At 67.4% G+C, this 23971-nt stretch carries 21 protein-coding genes; 10 read left to right on the top strand and 11 right to left on the bottom strand.

All coding sequences use genetic code 11. The features are described from left to right. Window positions 1-27: 27 nt before the first annotated feature. Genes ASE89_RS08155 through ASE89_RS08145 form a run of 3 tightly spaced genes read left to right on the top strand, consistent with a single transcriptional unit; the run spans window position 28 to window position 2369 of the window. The gene (locus ASE89_RS08155; RefSeq protein ID WP_056675895.1) at window positions 28-1731 is read left to right on the top strand and encodes a long-chain-fatty-acid--CoA ligase; all 1704 of its coding nucleotides are present in this window, start codon (window positions 28-30) and stop codon (window positions 1729-1731) included. Further along, window positions 1728-2111, top strand: a complete 384-nt coding sequence (locus ASE89_RS08150) for a MerR family transcriptional regulator (protein ID WP_031440676.1) — start codon at window positions 1728-1730, stop codon at window positions 2109-2111. The genes ASE89_RS08155 and ASE89_RS08150 overlap by 4 nt, the downstream gene beginning before the upstream one ends. 57 nt (window positions 2112-2168) lie before the next feature. Further along, window positions 2169-2369, top strand: coding sequence for a hypothetical protein (locus ASE89_RS08145; protein WP_056675893.1), 201 nt, complete (start codon window positions 2169-2171; stop codon window positions 2367-2369). Between the two features lie 3 nt (window positions 2370-2372). Here ASE89_RS08145 and ASE89_RS08140 read toward each other — a convergent pair whose 3' ends face one another. Beyond that, a complete protein-coding gene (locus ASE89_RS08140; protein WP_056675890.1) occupies window positions 2373-3800 on the bottom strand; it encodes a dihydrolipoyl dehydrogenase in 1428 nt (475 codons plus the stop codon). 106 nt (window positions 3801-3906) lie between these two features. Between ASE89_RS08140 and ASE89_RS08135 the strand changes: the two genes are divergently transcribed. Next, entirely contained in the window at window positions 3907-4533 is a 627-nt protein-coding gene (locus ASE89_RS08135; protein ID WP_056675886.1) for a glutathione S-transferase family protein, read from the top strand. A 48-nt stretch (window positions 4534-4581) separates the two neighbouring features. Here ASE89_RS08135 and ASE89_RS08130 read toward each other — a convergent pair whose 3' ends face one another. The 4 genes from ASE89_RS08130 to ASE89_RS08115 all read right to left on the bottom strand — a co-directional run bounded on the left by ASE89_RS08130 (window position 4582) and on the right by ASE89_RS08115 (window position 13070). Continuing rightward, window positions 4582-6684, bottom strand: coding sequence for a glycoside hydrolase family 97 protein (locus ASE89_RS08130; protein ID WP_082451338.1), 2103 nt, complete (start codon window positions 6682-6684; stop codon window positions 4582-4584). Further along, the gene (locus tag ASE89_RS08125; RefSeq protein ID WP_056675883.1) at window positions 6681-8297 is read right to left on the bottom strand and encodes an alpha-glucosidase; all 1617 of its coding nucleotides are present in this window, start codon (window positions 8295-8297) and stop codon (window positions 6681-6683) included. Before ASE89_RS08125 ends, ASE89_RS08130 begins: the two co-directional genes overlap by 4 nt. Continuing rightward, window positions 8297-10135: an alpha-amylase family glycosyl hydrolase gene (locus tag ASE89_RS08120; protein ID WP_056675880.1), complete on the bottom strand. Its 1839-nt coding sequence runs from the start codon at window positions 10133-10135 to the stop codon at window positions 8297-8299. Before ASE89_RS08120 ends, ASE89_RS08125 begins: the two co-directional genes overlap by 1 nt. Before the next feature lie 97 nt (window positions 10136-10232). Then, window positions 10233-13070 (bottom strand): TonB-dependent receptor, encoded by a 2838-nt coding sequence (locus ASE89_RS08115; RefSeq protein ID WP_056675878.1) that lies wholly within the window; start codon window positions 13068-13070, stop codon window positions 10233-10235. Window positions 13071-13306: 236 nt separating this feature from the next. Between ASE89_RS08115 and ASE89_RS08110 the strand changes: the two genes are divergently transcribed. Together ASE89_RS08110 and ASE89_RS08105 are read left to right on the top strand one after the other, a co-directional pair. Then, window positions 13307-14344 carry a LacI family DNA-binding transcriptional regulator gene (locus ASE89_RS08110; protein WP_056407841.1) on the top strand — a complete coding sequence of 346 codons (1038 nt, stop codon included), beginning with the start codon at window positions 13307-13309 and terminating at the stop codon, window positions 14342-14344. Then, window positions 14341-15834: an MFS transporter gene (locus ASE89_RS08105; protein WP_056675874.1), complete on the top strand. Its 1494-nt coding sequence runs from the start codon at window positions 14341-14343 to the stop codon at window positions 15832-15834. Before ASE89_RS08110 ends, ASE89_RS08105 begins: the two co-directional genes overlap by 4 nt. 36 nt (window positions 15835-15870) lie before the next feature. On the opposite strand, the gene ASE89_RS08100 is transcribed toward ASE89_RS08105, so the two are convergent. The 3 genes from ASE89_RS08100 to ASE89_RS08090 are packed head-to-tail and all read right to left on the bottom strand — an operon-like array spanning window position 15871 to window position 17541. Beyond that, entirely contained in the window at window positions 15871-16443 is a 573-nt protein-coding gene (locus tag ASE89_RS08100) for a DUF1190 domain-containing protein (RefSeq protein ID WP_037529576.1), read from the bottom strand. An 11-nt stretch (window positions 16444-16454) separates the two neighbouring features. Next, window positions 16455-16868, bottom strand: coding sequence for a DUF350 domain-containing protein (locus ASE89_RS08095; RefSeq protein ID WP_031440686.1), 414 nt, complete (start codon window positions 16866-16868; stop codon window positions 16455-16457). Between the two features lie 31 nt (window positions 16869-16899). Then, window positions 16900-17541 carry a DUF2491 family protein gene (locus tag ASE89_RS08090; protein WP_056675872.1) on the bottom strand — a complete coding sequence of 214 codons (642 nt, stop codon included), beginning with the start codon at window positions 17539-17541 and terminating at the stop codon, window positions 16900-16902. A gap of 312 nt (window positions 17542-17853) precedes the next feature. Here ASE89_RS08090 and ASE89_RS08085 point away from each other — a divergent pair, with 312 nt between their 5' ends. From ASE89_RS08085 to ASE89_RS08070, 4 genes are read left to right on the top strand one after another with little or no spacing between them, the layout of a single operon-like run. Beyond that, window positions 17854-18288 (top strand): YjfI family protein, encoded by a 435-nt coding sequence (locus tag ASE89_RS08085; protein ID WP_031393897.1) that lies wholly within the window; start codon window positions 17854-17856, stop codon window positions 18286-18288. Window positions 18289-18315: 27 nt separating this feature from the next. After that, entirely contained in the window at window positions 18316-19065 is a 750-nt protein-coding gene (locus ASE89_RS08080; RefSeq protein ID WP_031440688.1) for a PspA/IM30 family protein, read from the top strand. Beyond that, window positions 19065-20252, top strand: a complete 1188-nt coding sequence (locus tag ASE89_RS08075) for a glutathionylspermidine synthase family protein (RefSeq protein WP_056675865.1) — start codon at window positions 19065-19067, stop codon at window positions 20250-20252. Before ASE89_RS08080 ends, ASE89_RS08075 begins: the two co-directional genes overlap by 1 nt. Next, window positions 20245-20784, top strand: a complete 540-nt coding sequence (locus tag ASE89_RS08070; RefSeq protein ID WP_056675862.1) for an ankyrin repeat domain-containing protein — start codon at window positions 20245-20247, stop codon at window positions 20782-20784. The genes ASE89_RS08075 and ASE89_RS08070 overlap by 8 nt, the downstream gene beginning before the upstream one ends. Window positions 20785-20896: 112 nt before the next feature. Here ASE89_RS08070 and trhO read toward each other — a convergent pair whose 3' ends face one another. From trhO to ASE89_RS08055, 3 genes are all read right to left on the bottom strand, one after another. Then, a complete protein-coding gene (gene trhO, locus ASE89_RS08065) occupies window positions 20897-21925 on the bottom strand; it encodes an oxygen-dependent tRNA uridine(34) hydroxylase TrhO (protein ID WP_082451337.1) in 1029 nt (342 codons plus the stop codon). A 38-nt stretch (window positions 21926-21963) separates the two neighbouring features. Continuing rightward, a complete protein-coding gene (locus tag ASE89_RS08060; RefSeq protein WP_168427597.1) occupies window positions 21964-22617 on the bottom strand; it encodes a PAS domain-containing protein in 654 nt (217 codons plus the stop codon). Window positions 22618-22713: 96 nt separating this feature from the next. Then, window positions 22714-23871: a saccharopine dehydrogenase family protein gene (locus ASE89_RS08055; RefSeq protein ID WP_056676440.1), complete on the bottom strand. Its 1158-nt coding sequence runs from the start codon at window positions 23869-23871 to the stop codon at window positions 22714-22716. Window positions 23872-23971 lie beyond the last annotated feature (100 nt).

The following is a 23971-nucleotide window of genomic DNA, read 5'->3' as shown; positions in this document are numbered from 1 at the left end:
AGAGCGCACGCCGAAAAGGAGAGAGAGATGCTGGACACCGACGGCCGTGCGATCGGCGTACCGCTAGAAGGCGAAGCGCGTTTGCTGGGCGACATGCTCGACACGGCGGTCCGCCGATTCGGGTCGCGGACGGTGCTGGATTTCCTCGGGTCGACGATGACCTATGCCGAGCTCGGCGACGCGGTCACGCATGCGGCGCGGGGCCTGCAGGATCTGGGCGTGGTGAAGGGGACGCGGGTCGCGCTGTGCCTGCCGAACACGCCTTATTATCCGGTGCTGTTCTTCGCGGTGCTGAAGGCGGGCGGGATCGTCGTCAACGTCAATCCGCTCTACGTCGAGCGCGAGCTGTGCCACCTGCTGAAGGATTCGGGCGCGGAGATCATCGCGACCTGCGACATTACCGAGATCCATGCGCGCGTGCTGAAGGTCGCGGGCGAGACGGGGCTGCGGCATGTCATCACCTGCCCGATTGCGGGCGCGCTGCCGACGCTGAAGTCGATCGCCTACCGCATCTTCAAGCGCGCCGAGATCGCCCGCGCGCCGAACGACGCGCGGCATCGCAGTTTCGAGTCGCTGGTGCATGCGAAGGGCGCGCCCGCGCCGGTCGCGGTGACGCCGGACGAGGTCGCGGTGCTCCAATATACCGGGGGGACGACCGGCGAGCCCAAGGCGGCGATGCTGAGCCATGCCAATCTCGTGTCGAACGCGGATGCGATGATGACGTTCGTCGGCGGCGAGACGCCCGAACAGGACCGGGTGATGGGGGCGCTGCCGCTGTTCCACGTCTTCGCGCTGACGACGGTGCTGACCTATTCGATCCGCGCGGGTGCGAAGATGATCCTGTTGCCGCGGTTCGAGCTGCAGCAACTGCTCAAGACGATCGTGCGGACCAAGCCGACCTATTTCCCCGCGGTGCCGACCATCTATGCGGCGATCACCAAGGCGGCGGAGACGCAGCCGATCGACCTGTCGTCGATCCATGCGTGCATTTCGGGCGGTGCGCCGCTGCCCGCCGAGGTCCGTACCGCGTTCGAGGCGGCGACGGGGTCGAAGCTGGTCGAGGGCTATGGCCTGTCGGAAGCGTCGCCGATCATCACCTGCAATCCGATCGAGGGGTTGAACAAGCCGGGATCGGCGGGGCTGCCCTTTCCCGGCACGATCATCGAGATCCGCGACCGCGAGGACCCGACCCGGCTGCTGCCGGTGGGCGAGAATGGCGAGATTTGCGCGCGTGGGCCGCAGGTTACGCAAGGATATTGGCACAAGCCGGAAGCGAGCGCGGCGCTGTTCGCGGACGGGGCGCTGCGCACCGGCGACGTCGGGCATCTCGACGCGGACGGCTATCTGTTCATCGTCGACCGGATCAAGGACCTGATCCTGTGCGGCGGCTACAATGTCTATCCGCGGGTGATCGAGGAGGCGCTGTACGAGCATCCCGCGGTCGCCGAGGTGGTGGTGATCGGGGTCGCCGACGCCTATCGCGGCCAGGCGCCCAAGGCGTTCGTCACGCTGGTCGAAGGTGCGGTCGCAACCCCTGTGGAATTGCGTGATTTTCTGCGCGACAAGATCAGCAAGATCGAGCTTCCCCGCGAGGTCGAAATCCGCGACACTCTGCCCAAGACGTTGATCGGCAAGCTATCCAAAAAGGAACTTGTCGCGGAGGAAGAGGCCAGGCTGGCACGCGCGATGCCGGCCGGGGCGGCGTCGGGGGAGAGGGGAGCGACACCGTGAACGAGCGGCAGGACGATCTTACCGGGATTCAGGACGTGTCGCAGGCGCTGGGGGTCAGCGCGCGGACACTGCGCTTCTATGAGGACAAGGGGCTGATCGAGCCGTGCCGGATCGGCACGACGCGGGTCTATACGCGGCGCGACGTCGCGCGGATGCAGCTGATCCTGCGCGGCAAGCGGCTGGGATTCTCGTTGCGCGACATCGAGGAGTTCCTGGTCCTGTACGACGCGGATCCGCAGCATGTCGAACAGATGCGCGCGCTGGCCGAACGCTGTCGCCAGCGGATCGACGACCTTCAGCAGCAGCAGGCGGCGATCGCGCAGACGCTGGAGGAACTGGAGAAAATCGAGGCGCAGGCGCTCGAGCGGATCGCGTCCTGACCGGCCCGTAACGCGCGAGCGGTTGCACCGCACGGCGCGTCGCGGCAGGGACGCGTGATGCGTACCATCTCCTCCGCCGTCGGCGTTCGTCTCTACCATCTCGACGATGCGCTCGAGGGCGGGGCGGCGACGACCTTGTTCTACGGCCCGCTCGGCGAGGCGCTGGCGATTGCCGCGCAGCAGAGCGAGGAGGTCCAGGCGGGGCTGTATATCGCGACCGAGAACGACGTCGTCGCCTATCTCGACCTCGACGACTGAGGCTCAGGCGCCTGCGGTGAAGCCGTCGTCGCGGTCGGCGGGCACGGGCGCGCTGACCGCCTTGCAGATCGCGCGGAGTGCGGGTTTGAGCCCTTCCTCGAGCGTCGGGTGATAAAAGGGCATGTCGAGCAGGTCGGTCGCGGTGCGGCCCTGCTGGATCGCCCAGGCGATCAGGTGCGCGCTGTGCTCGACCCCGGGGGCGGCCATCGTCGCGCCGGTGAGCCGGCCGGTGCCCGCCTCCGCATAGAAGCGGATCAGGCCGGCGTTGCGCGCCATGACCTTGGCGCGACCCTGATCCTCGTAGGAGGCTTCGCCGATGACGATGCCGTCCTGCTCGTCGGGGGTGATGTCGCCGATCACCGCGACGGTCGGGTCGGTGAACATGATCGCGAGCGGGACCATCCGCGGGCCCGGGGTGACGTCGGGGAACTGCGCGGCGTTGCGGCCAGCGATCATCCCCTCGGCAGACGCCTCGCCGAGCACGGTGCGGTCGTGATCCGCGTCGCCCGCGATAAAGATCGGCGCATCGCCGCACTGCATCGTCGTCCTGTCGAAGACCGGCGTGCCGTGATCGTCGAGCGTGATCCCGGTGGTCTCTAGCCCGAGGCCCTTGAGCCGCGGCGGCCGGCCGGTCGCGACGAGCAGATAGTCGAAGCGGCGGGATCCCGATTGCTCGCCCGACCAGGACAGGCGGACGCCGCCGCTGTCGGGTTCCGCCTTCAGCTCCATTTCGAGGTGGATCGGCAGTTCCTTGTCGAGGATAGCGTGCAGCACCGCCGAGACCTTCTCGTCCTTGAGCGCGGCGAGGCCGGGCGACTGGTCGAACACCATTGTCTCGACGCCGAGCCGGACGAGCGCTTGGGCGAGTTCGAGGCCGATCGGGCCGGCGCCGATCACGCCGACCGAGCCGGGCAGGGTCGGCAGTTCGAAGATCGTCTCGTTGGTCAGCACGCGGTCGCGGACCGCGTCGAACGTGTCGGGGATGTTCGGGTAGGAGCCGGTCGCGATCACGATTGCCTTGGCGGTCACGGTGCGGCCGTCGTCGAGCCGGAGCGTGGTCGCGTCGATGAAGTGCGCGCGGGCCTGGACCTTCACGCCGTCGGGGAGCTTGTCGAGCGAGTCGCAGACGCCCGCGACGAACGCGTCGCGTTCGCGCTGGACGCGCGCCATCACCGCGGCCCCGTCGATCTTCGGCTCGGCGGCGATGCCGAAGACCGATGCCTGGCGGACCGCGTGCGCGGCGTGGGCAGCGGCGATCAGCAACTTTGAGGGCATGCAGCCGACGCTGGCGCAGGTGGTGCCCGAGAAGGTCTCGTCGATCAGCAGCGTGCGCGCGCCGTTGCGCCGTGCGTTGCGCTCGGCCGCGAGACCGGCGGTGCCCGCGCCGATGATCGCGACGTCGCAGGTTAACTCGGGGCTGGTGTTCGGCATGATCGACTCCGTCTCCGGAGTATTCCGGTCATGGCAGCGAAACCTTCCAACCGCCTGACCCGTTCCGCATGCCGATCCGATAATCACCACGATCCGAGGACCCGCCATGCTGACCGTCCATCACCTGAATTTCTCCCGATCTTTCCGCATCTTGTGGCTGCTGGAGGAATTGCAGCTGCCCTATGAGCTGGTCCGGTACGAGCGCGATGCGAGCTTTCGTGCGCCCGCGTCGCTGAAGGCGGTACATCCGCTGGGCAAGGCGCCGATCGTGCAGGACGACGACCTGACCCTCGCCGAGAGCGCGTCGATCCTCTCCTATCTCGATCGCAAGTACGGCGGTGCGCGGCTCAGCCCGCCCGAAGGCACACCCGAGGCTGCGATCCATGACGAATGGCTGCACTATGTCGAGAGTTCGGCGGCGTTCCCGATCATGATGACGGTGATCGGCAAGATGATGGGCGGGCTGCCCGAGGGGCTCGGCAAATTTTCCGAGCCCGAGGTCGCCAAGACGTTCGCCTATATCGCCGAGGGGGTCGGCGAGGGGCCGTATCTGATGGGGGCCAAGCTGACGCTGGCGGATATCCAGATGTCGTACCTGCTCGCGACCGCGGAGAGCGCGGGGCTGCTGAAAGACCAGCCGGTGGTGAGCGCGTATTTCGAGCGGCTGAAGGCGGTGCCGGGCTATCAGAAGGCGATCGAGATCGGCGGGCCGCTGGCGCCACCGCGGCGCTGACGTGTGAGCGGACCGGCGCTGCGATACGGCAGCGCCGGTCCTGTCGGCTCAGCGTGCCTTGAAGCGGATCGCCTGACCGCCGCCGGGCGCGAGCGCGAGCGTCAGCGTGTCGCCCTTGCGGACGCGCTTGGTCTCGATCGTGATCGCGTGGCGTGCGGTCGTCTTGTAGTCCGCGCCGGGGCCGTCGCGGTAGATCTGCGCGGTGTAGGTCCGGCCGGCGTCGAGGAAGTCGAGCGTGACGATGAGCGTCCGGGCATTCTCGTCGGTGACGCTGCCGACATACCAGTCGTTCGACTTGCGGTCCTTGCGTGCGAAGGTGACGAAATCGCCGACCTCGCCGTTGAGCACGCGGGTGTCGGACCAGTCGGTCGGCACGTCCTTGATGAACTGGAACGCGGCGGGGTATTTCGCGTAGTTCTCGGGCGTGTCCGCGGCCATCACGACGGGCGAATAGAGCACGACGTAAAGTGCGAGCTGCTTGGCGATGGTCGACAGGAGATCGCTGTCGTCGGTGCCCTTGAGGCTGAGCACGCCGGGGGTGAAGTCCATCGGCCCCTCGAGCATCCGCGTGAAGGCGAGGTTCGCCTCGTGCTCGGGCGGGTTCTTGCCGGCCCAGCTGTTATATTCCATGCCGCGCGACCCCTCGCGCGCGATCCAGTTGGGATAGGTGCGGCGCAGGCCGGTGTCCTTGACGGGCTCGTGGCTGTCGATCGACACCTTGTACTTGGCGGCGGTGGTGACGACGCGGGTATAGTGGTTCACCATCCACTGGCCCTCATGCCATTCGCGGTGCTGCGACCCGTCGGGATCGACGCGCTCGATCTGGCCGGCGTCGGTGACATAGCCGGTCTTGATCGCGGGGATGCCGTGATCGCGTGCAAAGGCGAAGGCGCGGTCGAGCTGGCCGTCATAATGGCTGGCCGAGCCGCCGGTCTCGTTATGGCCGATCAGGTAGACGCTCTTCGACTTCGCGTATTTGGCGAGATAGCCGGCATCGAAATCGGGAGTCGGCGTGTCGAACTGCATCGCGGTGCCGTCGCCGAACCAGTCGCCGTCCCAGCCGACATTCCAGCCCTCGACGAGGACGCCGGGGATTTTGTTGGCGCTGGCGAAGTCGATATAGGTCTTCACATGCGCGGTCGTGGCGCCGTGATTGGGGCCGGTCGCCCAGCTCCACTTGCCGGTGATCATGTTCCACCAGACGCCGACGAACTTGCCGGGCTTGACCCAGCTGACGTCGCCCAGCTTGTTCGGCTCGTTCAGATTGAGCTCGATATGGCTCATGTAGAGGCCGGGTGCGTCGTCCGAGAGGATCAGCGTGCGCCACGGCGTCGCGAACGGGCCGGTCCGCGTGACCTTGGGCGCGCCGGCGCCGGGCGTCAGCACCGCCTTCAGCGTGTTGCCCTCGACCTTGGCGACGTTCATGCCGGCATAGTCGATGAGCGCCGCCTCGTGCAGCGCGACATGCGTGCCGCCCGCGAGCTTCAGCGTGATCGGCGTCGCGGCGGTGCCGACATCGGCGAGCGGCGTGCGGTTGTAGAGATATTCCTCGCGATTCCATTCGAAGCCGGGCTTCCACCAGGCGGTCGCGTCCTCGGCAAAGGCGAACTGCGTCAGCTCCTCGGCGATGTTGATCGTCTTGAAATTGGGCTGGTCGGGGAAGACGTAGCGGAAGCCGATGCCGTCGTCCTGAAGCCGGAAGACGACGTCGATCGCGCGCTGCAGCCGGTCGGTCTCGCGCAGGCGGACGCGCATCTCGGTGTGGTTGTCGCGGATCGTCTTCCACTCGCCCCAGGGCTGGGTCCAGGTCGAGTCCGCCTTGTCGCGGGTGACGGTCTCGATCTTCAGATGCCGGTCGAACTTGGGGGCATCGGTGAAGAGGAAGCCGAGCCGCGACGGCTTGACGATCAGCGTGCCCTTGCGCGTGACGCTGTAGGTCGCATGGCCTTCACCGTCGGTCGCGACGGTGACCGCGATGCTGCCGTCGGGCGAGGTCGCGATCGCCGAGGGGATCGTCGGGACGGGCTGCGGCTTGATCGTCTCGTTCGTCGTGACGGCCGGGGTGGTGGCGGCGGGGGCGGCCTGATCCTGCGCGATCGCGGGTGCGGTGGTCGCGAGCAGGGTCGCCAGCGTGAGCGAGAGGGTATTCATGATCCGGTCCTTTCGACGATCAGCGCGGCATAGCCGCCCAGTCGTCCTATGGTTGCGTCGTTGATGCTGTCGCGGACGCGCCAGTGTTCGGGGGTAGCGGGGCTCCACGCGACGGGTGTCGCGGCCATGTTGAAGACGCAGAGCAGGATCTGGTCGCCGTCACGGCGTTCGAAGGCGAGCAGCGTGTCGGTGACCTCGGTCAGGATCAGATCGCCGATCGCGAGCGCGGGGATCGCGCGGCGCAGCGCGAGCAGGCGGCGGGTCAGCGCGAGGAGCGAGTCGGGATCGCCCTCCTGCCGGTCGACCGCGAGCTCGGGATGGTCGTTACCGACCGGGAGCCACGGCGACGCATCGGTAAAGCCCGCATGCGGCGCATCGGCCCGCCACGGCATCGGCGTGCGGGCGCCGTCGCGCGACAGCGTCAGCGGCCAGTTGGCGATCGCCTCGGGATCCTGGAGCTGGTCGAACGGCACCTCGACCTGGGTCAGGCCCAGTTCCTCGCCATAATAGAGGAAGATGTTGCCGCGCAGGCAGACGAGCAGCGCGATCTTCATCCGCGCGAAGGCGTCGCGGTCATCCGGGCCGATCCAGCGCGAGACGGCGCGGGGGGCGTCGTGATTCTCGAACGCCCAGCTCGGCCAGCCCATCTCCGCGTCCGACGGCCAGAGCGTGATCGCGTCGGCGACGGTGCTGGGGCGGAGGTCCGACGCGTAGAGGAAGTCGAAGCCATAGGCGCTGTTGAGCCGGGTCTGGCCGCGGGTGAACAGCTTCATCTCGCGGTCGCTGTCCGCGCCGCCGACCTCGGCCACGGTGAAGCGGTCGCCATAGCCGTCGATCAGCCGCCGTAGTCGTTCGAGAAAGGCGGGGATGTCGGGATGGCTCTGGTTATGGACATGCGCCTGAAAGTCGAAGGGGCGCGTCTTCAGGCTGTTGTCGGTGACCGGCGGATTGTCGGTCAGCGCGGGGTCGTGCATCGCGAAGTTGATCGCGTCGAGCCGGAAGCCGTCAACGCCGCGGTCGAGCCAGAATTTGGCGGTGTCGACGATCTCGTCCTGCACGTCCGCGTCGTGGAGGTGGAGCTGGGGCTGCTCCTTCAGGAAATTGTGCAGATAATATTGGCGACGCCGCGCGTCCCAGGTCCAGGCGGGGCCGCCAAAGACCGACTGCCAGTTGGACGGCGGGCTGCCATCGGGCTTGGCGTCGGCCCAGACATACCAGTTGGCCTTGGGGTTGGTGCGCGACGAACGGCTCTCGACGAACCAGGGATGCTCGTCCGAGGTGTGGCTGTAGACCTGGTCGATGATGATCTTCAGCCCGAGCGCGTGGGCGCGCGCGATCAGCGTGTCGAAATCGGCGAGCGTGCCGAAGATCGGGTCGACATCGCGGTAGTTCGCAACGTCATAGCCGAAGTCCTTCATCGGCGACGTGAAGAAGGGCGAGAGCCAGACCGCATCGACGCCAAGGCTCGCGACATAGTCGAGATGGCGGGTGATGCCGGGCAGGTCGCCGATGCCGTCGCCGTTCGAATCCGCAAAGCTGCGCGGATAGATCTGGTAGATGACCGCGCCCTTCCACCAGGGTCGGTGCACGGGCAGGCTCGTATCGTCGGGCATCAGCGGGTCTCCGCGGCGCAGACCGCATAGCCAAAGGCGGGGATGGTCAGCGTGACGCTGCCGGGGGCGGTCGCGCGCGCGGCGCAAGCGCCGGCGAGCGTATCGAAGCGGGTCGAGCGAGTCTCGACCTGGATCGCGCTGGTCAGCGGCTTTGCGCTGGTGTTGTACGCAAGGAGCATCTCGGCGCCGGTCACGGGATCGAAGCGCGAGACCGCGAACAGGCCGGGCGTATCGCCGCGCGCGCGGACGAGCGTGCGGCCACGGGTAAGCGCCGGGTGCGCGACGCGGAGCCGCGCGAGCGCGGCGATCTGGCGGAACAGCGGGTGGGTCGTGCCGAAACTGGCGGTCGCGGTGGTCGCGTCGGTGCCGACGAGGCGGTTGTCGTTATAGACCGCGACCTTCGAGGCGAACATGTCCGCGCGCGCGTCCTGGTCGTCGCCGTCGCCGGCAAAGCCCTGCTCGTCGCCCGAATAGATGGTCGGCACGCCGCGCATCGTCAGCAGCATCGCATGGCCGAGCTTGACGCGTGCGAGCACCTCGGCCTCGCTCGCATTCGGGTTGAGGCGGCGGACGTCGCGCGCGAAGCGGCCCTGGTCGTGATTGCCGAGGAAGGTCGGCAGGATCATCGCGGTGTCCGCGCCTTGTTCGTAGAGCGCATCGCCGTCGAACAAGGCGGCGAGTTCGTTGGTGCCCTTGTTGCCCGCGACGACGTCGGTCACGCCCCAGCGGAAGCCGAAGTCGAGCACCGCGGGCAGCTTGTCGACACGGGTGAAGCGCGCGAGATAGCCCGGATCCATCGTCCCATAGGCGACCTCGCCGAAGATGTGGAAATTGGGGATGCCGTTCGCCCTGGCGCGGTCAAGCATTGCGGGCGTGAAGGCCTGCCAGAATTCGGGGTTCACGTGGCGCGCGGTGTCGATGCGGAAGCCGTCGACCTTGAACCGGTCGATCCAGCTGCCGAAGATGTCGATCATCCCCGACACGACGCGGGGGTTCTCGGTCGCGAGATCGTCGAGGCCGGAGAAGTCGCCCATCGTCGAGCTCTCGTCGGTGAAGGTCGAGTCGCCGCGGTTATGGTAATAGATCGGGTCGTTGAGCCAGGCGGGGACCTTCACGGTCCGCTCCTTGGCGGGGACATAGGGCGTGTAGGCGAAGCCGGGGTCGGTCAGCCGCGCGAAGTTTTCAGGCGTGCGGACGGCGTCGCCCGCGAAACCGGGATTGATCGGCTTGCCGCGCAGGCCGAGCTTGCGCTGATAGGGATAGTTCGCGCGGTCGCGATAGGCGCAGGGGGTGCCCTCGGTGCATTCGCGGTACTGGATCACGTCGGCGGTGTGGTTGATGATGATGTCCATATAGACCTTCATCCCGCGCGCATGCGCCGCGGTGACGAGCGCGGTCATGTCGGCATTGGTGCCGAGATGCGGATCGACCTGCGTGAAGTCGGTGATCCAGTAGCCGTGATAGCCAGCGGATTCCTTGCCCGGCGCGCCCTGGACGGGTTTGTTCTTGAAGATCGGGCCGAGCCAGATCGCGGTCGCGCCGAGCTGCTGGAGATAGCCGAGGCGCTTGGTCAGGCCCTTGAGGTCGCCGCCATGGTAGAAGCCCTTGGCGGTCGGGTCGAAGCCGGTGACGCGGCGATCGCCGGTGAGGCCGCCGCGGTCGTTGGCGGGATCGGCATTCTCGAACCGGTCGGGGAGGACGAAATAGATGACCTCGTCCTGCGGCAGCCGCGCGCGATAGTCGGTGGCGAGTGCTGGCTTCGGTGCAGGGCCGGGGTCTGCGATGGCGGGCGAGAGCGCGAGCAACCCTGCCAGAATGGTGGCGACGCTCTTGATCATCGAATGTCCTTTTCGCACCGGAATCGGTGACGGCGCCACCGGCGCCGGGTCGCCGTCCGCCGGGATGACCCCGGGCGGACGGCGGTATTGCAGGCACTTAGAAGCGGAAGCTTGCACCCAGATAGAACTGGCGCCCGAAATATTGCAGCGTGCCCGTCTGTGCGGTCTGGCCGAAATAGGAGCGGGTCGGCTGGTCGGTCAGGTTGTTCGCCTGCGCGAGCAGCGTCATCCCGGCGAGCGGGCTGCCCTGCGGGAATTCATAGCTCATCTGCGCGTCGAACACGGTCTCTGCGGCATTGGTCACGATCTGCTCGCTGAGGCCGAACTGCGGTGCGACGAACTTCGAGCGGTAGCGCATCGAGACGCGCGTCTGGAAGCCGTTCTTCTCGTAGAAGAGCGTCGGGTTGGAGACGATCTTCGACAGGCCGGGCAGCGACAGCGAGAGCGTGTTGCCGCTGATCGCGTTGGTGATGCTGACGTCGGACTGGTTGTACGAGATGTTGAGCACCGCGCCGAGGCCGTCGAATGGCGCCGGCAGGAAGTCGAATGTCTTGGTGATGGCGCCTTCGAAACCATAGACATAGCCGCCATTGCCGTTGATCGGTGCGAACAGGTTGCCGGTCGTGACGACGCTGGTGAAGCCGGTCCCGGCGAGCGGCGGGGTGCTGATGCCGTTCGCCGCGAAGTCGTAGTTCGGGATGACGCCGCCGATCACGAAGCTGCGGACGTCCTTGTAGAAGGCGCCGAGAACGAGCGAGCCGCTGTTGCCGAAATAATGCTCATAGGTGGCGTCGAACTGGTTGGCGCGGAACGGCTGGAGCGCGGGGTTGCCGCCCGACCCGTCGAGCCGCGCCGCGGTGCCGCCGATGCTGACCAGGTTGGTGCTGATCGAGTTGCGGAAGTCGAAGAAGCGCGGACGCGAGATCTGGCGCGAGAGCGACAGGCGGGCCTGGTCGTTCTCGGTCAGGCCGAGGATGAAGTTCGCCTGGGGCAGCCAGTCGGTGAACTTGCGACCGCGGGTGTTGAGGTAGCGACCGGTGCCGCCGTCCGAGATCGTCGAGGACGAGCTCTGGTCGGTGTGGACGACGCGCAGGCCGATATTGCCCTTGAACGGCAGCGAGCCGGCGATCGTGTCGAAGTTGAGCTGGCCGTAGCCGGCATAGGTCTTCTCGTCGATCGTGAAGCTCTGGTCCTGCGTGAACGCCTGGGTCTGGTCGACGACGCGGTCGGGCCCGAGCTGCGAGTCGAAGATGCTGCCGATATCGGCGACGATGAAGTCGGGGAAGGATGAGAACTTGCCCTTGAAGCCTGCGGTCGTCGAATTGGCGCTGGTCAGCGTGACGGGTGCAGCGAAGCTGAACGCGTTGAAGCTGGTGATCGTCCGCTCCGCCTTGCGGTTGCCATAACGGCCGCCGACCTCGAACGACTTGAGGAACGGACCGTCAATCTTGAGCAGCGCGCTGCCCGCGAACGCATAGAGGCGGTCGGTGTCCTTCTGCGGGACGATATAGAAGCCCTCGAACGCGTTCGCGGCGGGATCGGTGTAGTTGGCGTTGGTCGAGAACGAGCCGACGTTCAGACCATCGAGCTTGTAGCTGAGCGTCGTCGGCGTCGCGGTCGTGTTGCCGTTGTCGTCGAGACCCGAATTGTTAAAGAAGCTCGACGCGCGCGAATAGGAGCCGTCGGCGGTCAGCGTGAGCTGGCCGATGTCCTTCTGGACGTTGCCGCCAAAGGTGTAGAGCTTGTCGAGGCGGTTCTCGTTCTGCTGGATCGTGCGGGTGCGGATGCCCGAGGCGTTGCCGCCGACGATCGTGTTGCCGATGACGGTCGGGTCGGTCAGGTTGCTGCTGGTCTGCTGCAGGTTCTCGACGCGGATGCCGCGGCGGAACACGTCCGACTTGAAGCGCGAATAATAGCCGTCGAGCAGGACGTGGAACGTGTCGGTCGGCTCATACTGGACGCTGCCGAGGACGCCGTCGCGGGTCTCGTTGCCGCCCGACTGGACCGCCTCGAAGCCATAGCCGATCGCGTCGGCGCGGCCGTTGCCGTCGAGGTCGCGGATCGCCGGGCTGCCGTTCTGGCCGGTCGCGGTGTAGTCATAGCCGACGAAGCGCGTCGCGACGTTCGCCTGCTTCAGCCGGGCATAGCCGACCGCGAGGCCGAGCGTGTCGTCGAGCAGCTTGGTCTGGATCGAGGCGCTGCCGCGATAGCCGAATTCGCTGGCGTCGGGGTTCTGGCCGGCGCGGTCATTATAGACGCCGCGGACGTTGACGCTGACGAGCGTCTTGCCGGGAATGCTGAGCGGGCGCGCGGTGCTGAGCTCGACCTTGCCGGCGACGCCGCCCTCGATCTGCGAGGCCTTGGGGCTTTTGTAGACCGCGGCCTGGTTGATGAGTTCGGACGGATACTGGTCGAATTCGATGACGCGGTTGCCCGAGGTCGCGACCTGTTCACGGCCGTTGAGCGTGGCGGAGACGAGATCCTGGCTGAGCCCGCGGATGTTGATCGCCGACGCCTGGCCGCCGGTACGCTGCGAGGTGACGCCGGGCAGGCGGGCGAGCGACTCGGCGATCGAGACGTCGGGCAAGCGGCCGATATCCTCGGCCGAGACGATCTCGGCGACGACGTCGAGGTTGCGCTTGACCGCGATCGACGAGCGCAGGCTGGCGCGGAACCCGGTGACGACGATGTCGTCGCTCGACTCGGCTGCGGGGCCGCTGCTCGGCGCGGTGGCGTCCTGCGTCGCGACGGTCGGGGCGGGCGTCGAGGGTGCGCTCGACACGGTGTTGTCGGCGGAGGCCGGGGCGGGATCGGTCGCGACCTGCGCGTCGGCGACCGACGCAGCGAAGAGCGCCACGGCAAGCGCGGTGCCGCTGGCCGATAGGGTGAAAAGGTGATGCGCGGCAGATGCCGGGAAACGCTTGGACGTCGTCATGTTCAACTCCCCTGAAAGCCCCGCTGCATCTTTCGCGCCGTGGGCCGTGTGTGGCGTTCCAATGGAATTCCGCCTCACGAAAGCCAATCAATCGACATACGTATTCAGTGCGGCCGTTCCGGCCGTGTTGCCGATTTGCCACGGATCGCGGGGGCCAATGCGTTGACGTTGCGGGCAAACTGGAGTGATGATTGCGACGGCGACGCCGTCCGAGCGCCCCCGAGAGGATCCCTGTCTTGAGTGCCCAGCGCAAATCCACGTCGTTCGACATCGCGCAGGCCGCGGGCGTATCGCAGCCGACCGTGTCGCGCGCACTCCGTGGCAGCCCGACGGTCAGCCCGGCGACGCGGCAGCGGATCGAGGCGATCGCCAAGCAGCTGAACTATACCGTCGACCGCAGTGCCTCGAACCTGCGCAGCGGCAAGACGCGGACGATCGCGCTGCTGCTGTTCCGCGATCCGACGCCCGACGAGACTGAGGTCAATCCGTTCTTCCTGGGCATGCTGGGCGCGATGATGGGGGCGTGTGCCGATCACGGCTATGACCTGCTCGTCTCGTTCCAGAATTTCTCGTCCGACTGGCATACCGATTACGAGGACAGCCACCGCGCCGACGGGCTGATCCTGCTCGGCTATGGCGATTATGCGGATTATCGCGCGCGGCTCGACCATCTCGTGGCGCAGGGGACGCATTTCATTCGCTGGGGATCGGTGCGGCACGACCAGCCCGGGCTCACCGTGGGGTGCGACAATGTCGCGGGCGGTGCGGAGGCGACGCGGCACCTGATCGCGCAGGGGCGGAGGCGGATCGCGTTCCTGGGGGATGCGACCGATCATTATCCGGAATTTTACGACCGCCACCGCGGCTATCTCGCGGCGCTTGAGGAGCATGGCCTGCATGCGGATCCGCACTTGCAGGTCGATGCGATCACGACCGAGGAGGACGGCACGCGCGCGGCGCAGGCGTTGCTCGCGCGCGGGGTCGCGTTCGATGCGATCGTCGCGGCGAGCGACCTGATCGCGCTGTCGGCGATGCGGGTGCTGGCGGGGGCGGGGCGGATCGTCCCCGACGACGTCGCGATCGTCGGGTTCGACGACATTCCCGCCGCCAGCCTCGCCAACCCACCGCTGACGACGGTGGCGCAGGACACGGTGCTGGGCGGCCGGCGGCTGGTCGAGATGCTGCTCGCGCGGATCGACGATCGCCCGGTGACGAGCATCGTGCTGCCGACGCAGCTCGTCGTACGGCGTTCGTCGGGCGAGGCGGCGGCGTGACGCGCGAGAAGCCGCGTCAGGGTTTCTGGGGTCTGTGGAACATCTCGTTCGGGTTCTTCGGGATCCAGATCGGTTTCGCCCTCCAGAACGCGAATGTCAGCCGGATCTTCCAGTCGCTCGGCACCAGTGTCGACGACCTTGCCTTTCTGTGGATCGCGGCGCCGCTGACCGGGCTGCTCGTCCAGCCGGTGATCGGGCATTACAGCGACCGGACCTGGGGGCGGCTCGGGCGCCGGCGACCCTATTTCCTGGGCGGTGCGGTGCTGGCGACGATCGCGTTGCTGGGGATGCCGAACGCGCCCGTTTTGTGGGTCGCGGCGGCGCTGCTGTGGATGCTCGACGGATCGCTCAACGTCGCGATGGAGCCGTTCCGCGCGTTCGTCGGCGACATGCTGGGCAGCCGGCAGCGGACCGCGGGCTATGCGTTCCAGACCGGCTTCATCGGCGCGGGCGCGGTGATCGGCAGCCTGGCGCCGCTGATCCTGACCGACGTCTTCCACGTCGCAAATACCGCGGCGGGCGGCGGGATCCCCCCATCGGTGCGCTATGGCTTCTATCTCGGCGCGGCGGCGTTGTTCTGCGCGGTGCTCTGGACGGTGCTGACGACCAAGGAATATTCGCCCGACGAGATGGCCGCGTTCGAGCAGGATGACGGCGTGGTCGAGGCGGGGCCGGCGATAGCGGCACCGGTCGGATCGGGCGCGCGGCTGGCGCCGGTGTGGATCGCGCTGGGGGCGATCGTGATCGCGGCGGTGGCGCGGTTCGGGCTCGACAAGCCGGTCTATCTGCTCGGCGCCGGGCTGATCGCGTTCGGTATCGCGCTGCTGGTCAGCGCCGCGCTGGTTCGGTCGGGTCGAAAGTCCAATGTTCTCAGCCAGATCGTCGGCGATCTTGCGAGCATGCCGAAGACGATGAAGCGGCTTGCGCTGGTCCAGTTCTTCACCTGGTCGGCGCTGTTCATCATGTGGATCTACACCACGCCGATCGTCACGCAGCGCGCGTTCGGGACGACCGACACGGCGAGCGCGGCGTATAATGACGGCGCGAACTGGGTCGGGGTGCTGTTCGCGGTGTATAACGGCGTGGCGACGGTGTGGGCGTTCGTGATGCCGTGGCTCGCGGGCCGGATCGGGCGGCGCAATGCGCATATCCTGGGGTTGCTGAGCGGGGCGGCGGGGTTCGGGTCGTTCCTGCTCCTGCGCGACCCCTATGCGCTGATCGGGTCGATGGTGCTGATCGGGATCGCCTGGTCGTCGATCCTGACGATGCCCTATGCGATGCTGTCCAACGCGCTGCCGCAGGCCAAGCTGGGCGTTTACATGGGGCTGTTCAACATCTTCATCGTGCTGCCGCAGCTGATCGTGTCGTCGGTGATGGGGCAGGTGATGCGGACGGTGTTTCCAGGCGACCCGGTCTGGGCGATGCTGATCGCGGCGGGGGTGATGGGCGTCGCGGCGCTGGCGATGCTGCGCGTGCCGCGGGACGCCTGAGATACTGTCCTCCCCCTGGCGGGGGAGGATCAGGGGTCAGCCGCCGAAGCCGCCGCGGCCGCCAAAGCCGCCACCGAACCCGCCGCGCGAGATCACCGAGCTGCGGGTCTGGACCCGCGCGGGAGCGCGCGCGGTGGTAGGGGTGAAGGCGTCCGAGCCGACGCGGGTGCGGCCGGTGACGTAGTCGCGGCTGATGCGGCCGCCGGCGCCGCCGTAATAATTGCCCTGACGGTCGCGGTACATCGGCGCGCCGCGATAGCCATAGCCGCCGTTGAGCGCCTGGCCGATGATGAACCCGGTCAGCAACGGCGTGAAGAAGCTGCCGCCGCTGCCATTGTTGCGCGGCTCGCACTGCGCGGCGCCGAACTGCTCCTCGCAGGTCTGCTTGTCCTCGAACCGTGGTGCGGTCTTGGCGGCGTCGGTCTTGGCCTGTTCATAGGCGGTGTCGCACTGCGCGGCCGGGATCGCCCCCGCCGAGCGGCATTCGGCGACCGAGGCATAGCTCTGCGCGTCGACGGGCTTGCCGCCGACATCGCCGTCGCAGGCGGTCAGCGAGATGCCCGAGCCCGCGATCAGGCCGGTGAGGACGATCGAGCTGGAACGCTTCATGTCTTTGCCTCTCAGTTCGTCATGCACGCGGCATTGAGGATGCCGACGCAGAGCGAGATGCTGCCCATATAGGTGGCGGCGGCGATGTCGCCCCGCACGATCCGGTCGTGAATGTCGCGCATCACGAGGCGGCGGACGACGAGCGCGGCGACGATCTGGATGACGCCCGCGAGCACCGCCCACACCGCGAACTCGACCAGCGTGACGGTGTGCGTCAGCGCGGAGGCGAGCGGGAGGACATAGCCGAGCAAGGCCGCGCCCAGCGTGATCGCCGCGGCGGTATTGCCGTCGCGGATCAGCGCCTTCTCGTTATAGGGCGTGGTCGCCTGGAAGATGATCTTGAACGCGATGGTGAAGAGCCCGGCCGCGACGAACGCGATCAGGAAGGCCGCCGCGCTGGCGCCGAAGCTGTAATAGTCGATCATCTGAATCCCCCGGAACGCTGATGCGACGATGCTAGGCGCGGAACTCGCCGAGTTCCAGTGCGACGCCGAGCATGATCTCGAACGAGACCTCGCCCGCCTCATTCTCCTGGTCGATCGCGAGCAGCAGTTCGCGGCCGTCGTCGCCCGGCAGGTCGCGGCCGAACAGCATGCAGGTCTGGAAGATGCGACGGTCGACGATCCCGTCACGGTCGTCGTGGAGATCCTCCCAGAAGGTCACCGGTTCCTGTTCGCTCGCCTCGGGACCGAACCAGACGCGGTTATAGTCGGGGAGGCCCTCCGCAGTGAAGCTGCGCGCCTTGAGCCGGGACTTCCAGGCGGGGCGTTCGGCGGCGGAGGAGGGGTAGGCGCTGTCCCAAGGCGCGAAGATCGTGACGTCGGTGACGTCCTGCCCGGCGCGGTCGTTCGAGACCGCCTGGAACATGATGTCGTCATCGGTGTAGAAACGGTGGACGAACCCGCCCTCGTTGAGGTCGACGAGCCCCTGCGCGACGATCACCAGCGTGTCGCGGTCGAACGGGAACAGCAGCTCCGACCCGAACCGGCGCCAGGCGAGCGGGTCGACGGTCACCGTGCGACCGAGCGTGACGTTGCGGATGACGGGAAGTCCGGAGCCTTCAAGCGGTTGCTTGCGGCCGAACAGGCGATCGAACATGCAATCCTCGCATCTGTGTTGACGGCCTGCATAGGGCAAAGCGGTGGCGGTCGCAAAGGGCGGCGGGGTTGGAGTTTCCTGTCCGTACGCCTTTTCTCGTCATCCTGACGAAAGTCAGGATCCAGGGTTACGATGCGGTGCGCCTGGTTACTCTGGATCCTGACTTTTGTCAGGATGACGGAGTAGGGGGTGGCGGAGTGGCAGGATGGCGGAGGGGGATGAGGCGGGTGCCGCTTTCGCGCGCGAACGGCATAGCAAGGCTTTCCGAGACGTCCTATGTTGGCGCACGAGCCACGCATGGGAGTTTTTGCATTGACCGACATCTGGACCGTCCGCAGCCTCAAGGCCGCGCTCGATACGTCCGAGCCTGCGAAAACGGGGGAGTTGAGCGTCCGTATCGTCGAGGGGGCCGATCCGATCCTGCTCGTCACGATGCACGAGCATGGCGACCTCGAACTGTTCGTCAATGTCAGCGAGGCGCAGATCTCGGCGTCCACCCTGCTCTGGCCGTGCGACGAGCAGGAGGACCAGGCGGCGTTCAACGCGTTCCTGCTGAAGACGCAGAAGCTGGTGCCGCTGTCGAACTTCGGGATCGGCAGCGTCGAAGGGCGCGATTATTATGAACTGTTCGGCGAACTCGCGACGTCGAGCCGGCTCGACACGATCGTGATCGAGCTGCGCACGCTGGCCGAGAACGCGATCGATGCGGCCACCGACCTGCGCAACGCGCAGATCCCCGCCGCCTGACCCAAAGCATCATACGGAGAGACTGGCATGGCCATCTGGAGCAAGATTTTCACCCTCGGCCGGGCGGGCGCGCATGAAGCCGGCGCGGCGGTCGTCGACGCGAACGCCCTGCGGATCCTCGACCAGGAAATCCGCGACGCGGACAAGGCGCAAGGGAAAGCGCGCGACGACCTGGCCGGGCTGGTCGCCCGCCGCCGCATTCTCGAGACCGAGGTCGAGAGCTTCCGCGCGCAGGCCGCGAAATACGAGGCCTCGGCGCGGATCGCGGTCGAGAAGGGCAATATGGATCTCGCGCGGCAGGTCGCGCAGCGGATCGCCGACCTTGAACAGGACATCGCGCTGAAGAGCCCGCAGGTCGAGGACATGCGCGCCGCCGAGGAGCAGATCCACACCGCGGTCGCGCAGACCGACCGCAAGATCGAGCAGCTCCGCCGCGAGGTCGAGGTCGTCAAGGTCAACGAGTCGGTGCAGAAGGCGCAGGCGACGGTCGCGTCGGGCAGCATCGGCGCGGGCAACAAGCTGGGCTCCGCGGCGGACAGCCTTGCGCGGATCCGCGAGCGGCAGGCGATCCGCGGCGAGCGGATCAAGGCGGCCGGCGAGCTGGAGGATCGGCGCACCGGCGCGGATCTCGACGAGAAGCTGCGCCAGGCGGGGATCCTGCCGGGTCAGTCGTCCGCGGACGACGTGCTCGCCCGGCTGACCGCGCCCAAGACCGACCAGCTCGGGCAGACGCTGCGGATCGAGCAGCGCGACGACAGCAAGACGCAGGACAACTGATGCGCCGGATCGCGGTCGACCCGCGCGGCGACTGGCGCGAACGGGCCGACGCGATCGGGTTCGTCTATCACGGCACGGCGGTCGGCGACGCAATCGAACCCTATTGGGACGAGAGCGCCGCCTATGCCTTCACGCTGGCGGAGATCGAGGAGGATCTCGAACCCGCGGCCGAACAGATGCACGCGATGTGCCTCGACCTGGTCGACGAGGTGGTGCGCGACCAGCAGCTGATGGAGCGGCTCGCCATCCCGCGCGAGCAGTGGAATTACGTCGCGGAAACGTGGCGGACGCGCCAGCCGTCACTCTATGGCCGGTTCGACTTCGCCTATGACGGGACGGGACCGGCCAAGCTCTACGAATATAACGCGGACACGCCGACATCGGTGTTCGAATGCGCGACGTTCCAGTGGATGTGGCTGGAGGACCTGCTCGCGAGCGGGGCGATGCCGGCGGGGACCGACCAGTTCAACAGCCTGTTCGACAAGCTGCGCGAGCGGTTCCGCGCGCTGTTCCCGAGCGGCGGCTTCGTCCATTTCGCAGCCGACGCGACCGCGATCGAGGATCGGCAGACGGTGCGGTTCTTCGAGGATCTGGCGAGCCAGGTCGGGATCGAGCCGAAGTTCGTCGAGATGAAGGATATCGGCCTCGCTGCGGATGGCCGGTTCGTCGACCCCGAAGGCTTCGAAGTGCAGGCGGCGTTCAAGCTCTATCCGTGGGAGTTCATGCTGCGCGAACCCTATGCGCCGAACCTGTCACGCGCGGACGTGCGCTGGATCGAGCCGGCGTGGAAATCGATCCTGTCGAACAAGGGCATCCTGCCGCTGCTGTGGGAGCGGCATCCCGGGCACCCGAATCTGCTGCCGGCGTTCTTTGACGGCGATCCGGCGGCGACGATCCTGGGGCCGCGCCATGTCCGCAAGCCGCTATTCTCGCGCGAGGGGGCCAATGTCGAGATCGTCGGCGGGGAGGGCGGCACGCCCGCCATTCTCGACCAGGGCTATGGTGCCGAAGGGGCGATCCTCCAGGCCTATGCGCCGCCGCCGGTGTTCGAGGGGCGGCATCCGGTGATCGGGGCGTGGATCGTCGGCAACGAAGCCGCGGGGATCGGCGTTCGGGAGGATGAGACCGTGGTGACGCGCAACATGGCGCGCTTCGTCCCGCATATCATCGAGGCGAATAATGACTGACGTACGCGAGCTGCCCCCGTTGCCGCCGATCGAGCGGCTGGTCGAACTGATGTTCGATGCCGCGCGGATGGGGCGGGACGAGATGATCCCGGCGCTGCTGCAGGCGGGGGTCGATATCGAGGTGACCGATGCGCGGGGATACACCCCGCTAGTGCTGGCGAGCTACAATGCGCAGGAATCGACGACGCAGCTGCTGCTCGACGCGGGCGCGCGCGTCGATGGCGATCCGGCGAGCACCGCCAATACCGCGCTGATGGGGGTGTGCTTCAAGGGCTATACCTCGATCGCGCGGATGCTGATCGCGGCAGGGGCGGACGTGAACCGGCGCAACGGTGTCGGGCAGACTGCGCTGATGATGGCGGCGTTGTTCAATCAGGGGGCCATCATCGACCTGCTGATCGAACAGGGTGCGGACCCGGCGGTGGTCGATGCGGCGGGGAACAGCGTGGCGTCGCTTGCGATGTCGCAGGGGAATGCGGCACTGGCGGCGCGGTTTGCCGAGGGTTCGCACGCATCGGGATCCGCCGCCTGAACGTCGTCATCCTGACGAAAGTCAGGATCCAGAGCCACGAAGGTGCCGCCCGTTACTCTGGATCCTGACTTTCGTCAGGATGACGGGAAGGGGGTGTGGGCCCTGACTTTCGTCAGGATGACGAAGAGGGAATGAGGCCGTCGTCATCCGCGTGAGTCTGCGGGAGGACCGCGCCGACATGCGTCTGGCCGCGGGCTTCGGCGAGGCGCATCTGGCGTTCGCGTTCGGCATAGCCGGCGCGCTGGGTCGCGTCGCGGGCGTCGTGGCAGGCGGGGCAGCTGATCCCCTCGACATAGAGCGGCGAGGCGCGGTCGGCGGGGCTGACGGGCATGCGGCAGGCGTGGCACAAGCCGTGCGTACCGGGGGCGAGGCCGTGGCCGACCGCGACGCGCTGATCGAAGACGAAGCATTCGCCCTCCCACAGGCTCTCCGCCTCGGGCACGGTTTCGAGATATTTGAGGATGCCGCCCTTCAGGTGATAGACCTCGTCCAACCCTTCCGCTTTCAGGAACGCGGTCGACTTCTCGCAGCGGATCCCGCCGGTGCAGAACATCGCGATTCTTGGCGGCGGGCCTTCGCCGACCAGTTGGTCGCGGTGGTCGCGGAACCAGGCGGGGAAGTCGCGGAAGCTGCGCGTCTTCGGGTCGATCGCGCCGGCGAAGCTGCCGACCGCGACCTCATAATCGTTGCGCGTGTCGATCACGATCGTCCCCGGATCGGCGATCAGCGCGTTCCAGTCGCCGGGCTCGACATAGCGGCCGACATCACCGAGCGGATCGATATCGGGTTCGCCCATCGTCACGATCTCGCGCTTGAGGCGGACCTTCATGCGGTGGAAGGGCATCGTTTCGGCGCGCGAATCCTTGACGTCGAGAGCGGCACAGCCGGGCAGCGCGCGGATATGCGCGAGGACGGTGTCGATCGCCGCGTCGGTCCCCGCGATCGTGCCGTTGATCCCCTCGGCTGCGAGCAGCAGCGTGCCCTTCACGCCTTGCGCACAGCACAGCGCGGCGAGCGGCGGCTTGATCGCGGCGATGTCGGCAAAGGGCGTGAAGCGATAGAGCGCGGCGACGCGGACCGGTCCGAGGGACTCAGGGTGGCTCGCCAGAGGATCGGCGGCGGGTAAGGGGTCGGCGGGCATGGGCAGGACGGTCCGGATCGAAGATGGCGCCGCCGCTGTTACGCCAAGTCGGAGTAGGTGGCGAGCAGGGTTTCGGTCCTGGCGAGGCCCGTGGCGGTGAGCTGGATCACCCCCGCGCTGCAGTCGGGGCGTTCGACCAGGCCCTTTTCGGCGAGCGCGCCGATCCAGCGGTGCGTGCGCGGCAGATCGAGCAGCGACAGCGCGCCCAGCGTCGCCGCATCGATCACCCGACCCTCGGCCTCGGCGAGATAGATCTGCACCAGTACGAGCCAGGCATGGTCGCCGAACAGGTCGTCGCCGAGTTGCTCGCGTCGTCGGTGCAGGCTCCGGTCGACCTTCAGCGCGACCTGCCAGAGCCGTTCGGGCATGACGACGTCGGGCACCGCGGTGAGCGCCTTGGCTTGCGGGAGGTAGAGCGTGCCGACGAGCCGGCCGGCCTCGAGCCCGCGGTCGAGCCGCGAGACATGGACGTCGACCCACACCGCGGCACCGCCGGGCTGGAGATAGCGCTTGCGGATGCAGACCGGGCCTGCGCCGGGGGCGAGCATGGTGACCCGATCGATGTTGCGGACGCGGTCGTCCGGGTGGGTCACGTCGGCATAGGACCGCCCGACCAGTTCGCGCAGCGGCCGCTGCAGCAGGTCCTCGACGGTCGTATCCATGGTCAGCAACAGACCGTCCGGGTCCGACATGGAATGGCCGACGAGCATCTGGGCGGGAGTCCTTTGCAATCACTTCGCCAGATAGGTAGCCACCACGCTGATATCAAACGTTAACACCGCAATCGGTCAGGACGTGACGAAGGTCAGCCCGGCATGCGCGATCAGCCGGTCGCGCAGTTTGGCGCCCATCAGCGCGCCCGGCGTCCAGATGCCGCCATCGCCCGCGACATCGCGCACGAGGCAGATCGCCGATTCCGCGATCATCTTGCTGGTCGATCCATAGCCCGGGTCGCGGTCGCCCGTCACGACCGTGTCGATGCGGCTGCCATCGGGCATGATGCCTGCGAACAGCAGGTCGTAATGGCCTTCATCGCGTTCGGCCTTGGAGGGGCCTTCGCCGGGCTTCGGGCCCTTGTCGCCCGCGAACGGATTGAACTTCGCGATCGCCTCGGCCGCGGCCTTGCCCATGTCGCCGAGCCCCGCGACCATCATCTCGTCATAGACGAAGTCCGCGCCATAGGCCTCGCCGAGCAGGAAATTGGTGCGGTGGACGTTCTTGGTGTTGATCGGCGCCATCACGAACGGTGCGACCCAGGTCTGGAGCGTCGAGTCATATTCGGGGAGCAGCCCGGTCGGCTGATGCGGCCCGGTGAAGCCCGGGGTAAGCGCGAACGGGCTGGTCAGCAGCTTGACGAGGCCGGGATCGCGCGCGGCGGCGGCGAGCGTCGCCTTGAGGCTGGCCGCGGTGCCGCCGGAGAAGGTGCCCTTCATCGTCCGGACGCGGCCCTTCACGCGCGGCGCAGGGCTGCCGTAGCGCGCCTTGGCCGCCTCCTGGAGCGTGAGCACGCCGAGATCGAACGGGATGCTGTCGAAGCCGCAGGAGAAGACGATCCGGGCGCCGGTGCGCGTGGCCTCCCCCTCGTGCGCGTCGATCATGTGGCGCATCCAGGCGGGCTCGCCGCACAGGTCGACATAGGCGGTGCCCGATGCAGCGCAGGCGGCGACGAGGTCGGAGCCGTAGAGCTGGTAGGGCCCGACGGTCGAGATCACGACGGTGGCGCGCTCGACCATCGCGCGCAGGCTCGCGGGATCGGCCGAGTCGGCGGTGATGAGCGGCGTGTCGGCGCGCGCGCCGATCAGGTCGCGAACCTCCTCGAGCTTGGCGCGCGACCGCCCGGCCATCGCCCAGCTGAGGCCGGTCGGATAGGCCTGGACGAGATATTCGGCGACCAGCCGGCCGGTAAAGCCGGTCGCGCCATAGATGACGATGTCGAAGTCGCGCATGTCCATCTCCCGTTTTGCCGCAAGTCTGCCCCGACCGGCGCCGCCCCGCAAGCGAAACGCCGCGTCTCGTCAAGGCGGGGCGGATCTGTCAGGATCGGGC

Source organism: Sphingomonas sp. Leaf30, from assembly GCF_001422525.1.
In the GTDB taxonomy this organism is placed as follows: Bacteria; Pseudomonadota; Alphaproteobacteria; order Sphingomonadales; family Sphingomonadaceae; genus Sphingomonas; species Sphingomonas aerolata.
Note: the sequence above shows the minus strand (reverse complement) of the source record. Positions and strands in the feature narration are given on the sequence as shown.

What these genes read in the sequence shown, in the direction of transcription:
- ASE89_RS08055 (WP_056676440.1), bottom strand. Translation starts at nt 23,871, where the DNA reads ATGCGCGACTTCGACATCGTCATCTATGGCGCGACCGGCTTTACCGGC.
- trhO (WP_082451337.1), bottom strand. Translation starts at nt 21,925, where the DNA reads ATGCCCGCCGACCCCTTACCCGCCGCCGATCCTCTGGCGAGCCACCCT.
- ASE89_RS08130 (WP_082451338.1), bottom strand. Translation starts at nt 6,684, where the DNA reads ATGAATACCCTCTCGCTCACGCTGGCGACCCTGCTCGCGACCACCGCA.
- ASE89_RS08070 (WP_056675862.1), top strand. Translation starts at nt 20,245, where the DNA reads ATGACTGACGTACGCGAGCTGCCCCCGTTGCCGCCGATCGAGCGGCTG.
- ASE89_RS08075 (WP_056675865.1), top strand. Translation starts at nt 19,065, where the DNA reads ATGCGCCGGATCGCGGTCGACCCGCGCGGCGACTGGCGCGAACGGGCC.
- ASE89_RS08060 (WP_168427597.1), bottom strand. Translation starts at nt 22,617, where the DNA reads ATGTCGGACCCGGACGGTCTGTTGCTGACCATGGATACGACCGTCGAG.
- ASE89_RS08090 (WP_056675872.1), bottom strand. Translation starts at nt 17,541, where the DNA reads ATGTTCGATCGCCTGTTCGGCCGCAAGCAACCGCTTGAAGGCTCCGGA.
- ASE89_RS08115 (WP_056675878.1), bottom strand. Translation starts at nt 13,070, where the DNA reads ATGACGACGTCCAAGCGTTTCCCGGCATCTGCCGCGCATCACCTTTTC.
- ASE89_RS08125 (WP_056675883.1), bottom strand. Translation starts at nt 8,297, where the DNA reads ATGCCCGACGATACGAGCCTGCCCGTGCACCGACCCTGGTGGAAGGGC.
- ASE89_RS08145 (WP_056675893.1), top strand. Translation starts at nt 2,169, where the DNA reads ATGCGTACCATCTCCTCCGCCGTCGGCGTTCGTCTCTACCATCTCGAC.
- ASE89_RS08135 (WP_056675886.1), top strand. Translation starts at nt 3,907, where the DNA reads ATGCTGACCGTCCATCACCTGAATTTCTCCCGATCTTTCCGCATCTTG.
- ASE89_RS08100 (WP_037529576.1), bottom strand. Translation starts at nt 16,443, where the DNA reads ATGAAGCGTTCCAGCTCGATCGTCCTCACCGGCCTGATCGCGGGCTCG.
- ASE89_RS08095 (WP_031440686.1), bottom strand. Translation starts at nt 16,868, where the DNA reads ATGATCGACTATTACAGCTTCGGCGCCAGCGCGGCGGCCTTCCTGATC.
- ASE89_RS08155 (WP_056675895.1), top strand. Translation starts at nt 28, where the DNA reads ATGCTGGACACCGACGGCCGTGCGATCGGCGTACCGCTAGAAGGCGAA.
- ASE89_RS08140 (WP_056675890.1), bottom strand. Translation starts at nt 3,800, where the DNA reads ATGCCGAACACCAGCCCCGAGTTAACCTGCGACGTCGCGATCATCGGC.
- ASE89_RS08120 (WP_056675880.1), bottom strand. Translation starts at nt 10,135, where the DNA reads ATGATCAAGAGCGTCGCCACCATTCTGGCAGGGTTGCTCGCGCTCTCG.
- ASE89_RS08080 (WP_031440688.1), top strand. Translation starts at nt 18,316, where the DNA reads ATGGCCATCTGGAGCAAGATTTTCACCCTCGGCCGGGCGGGCGCGCAT.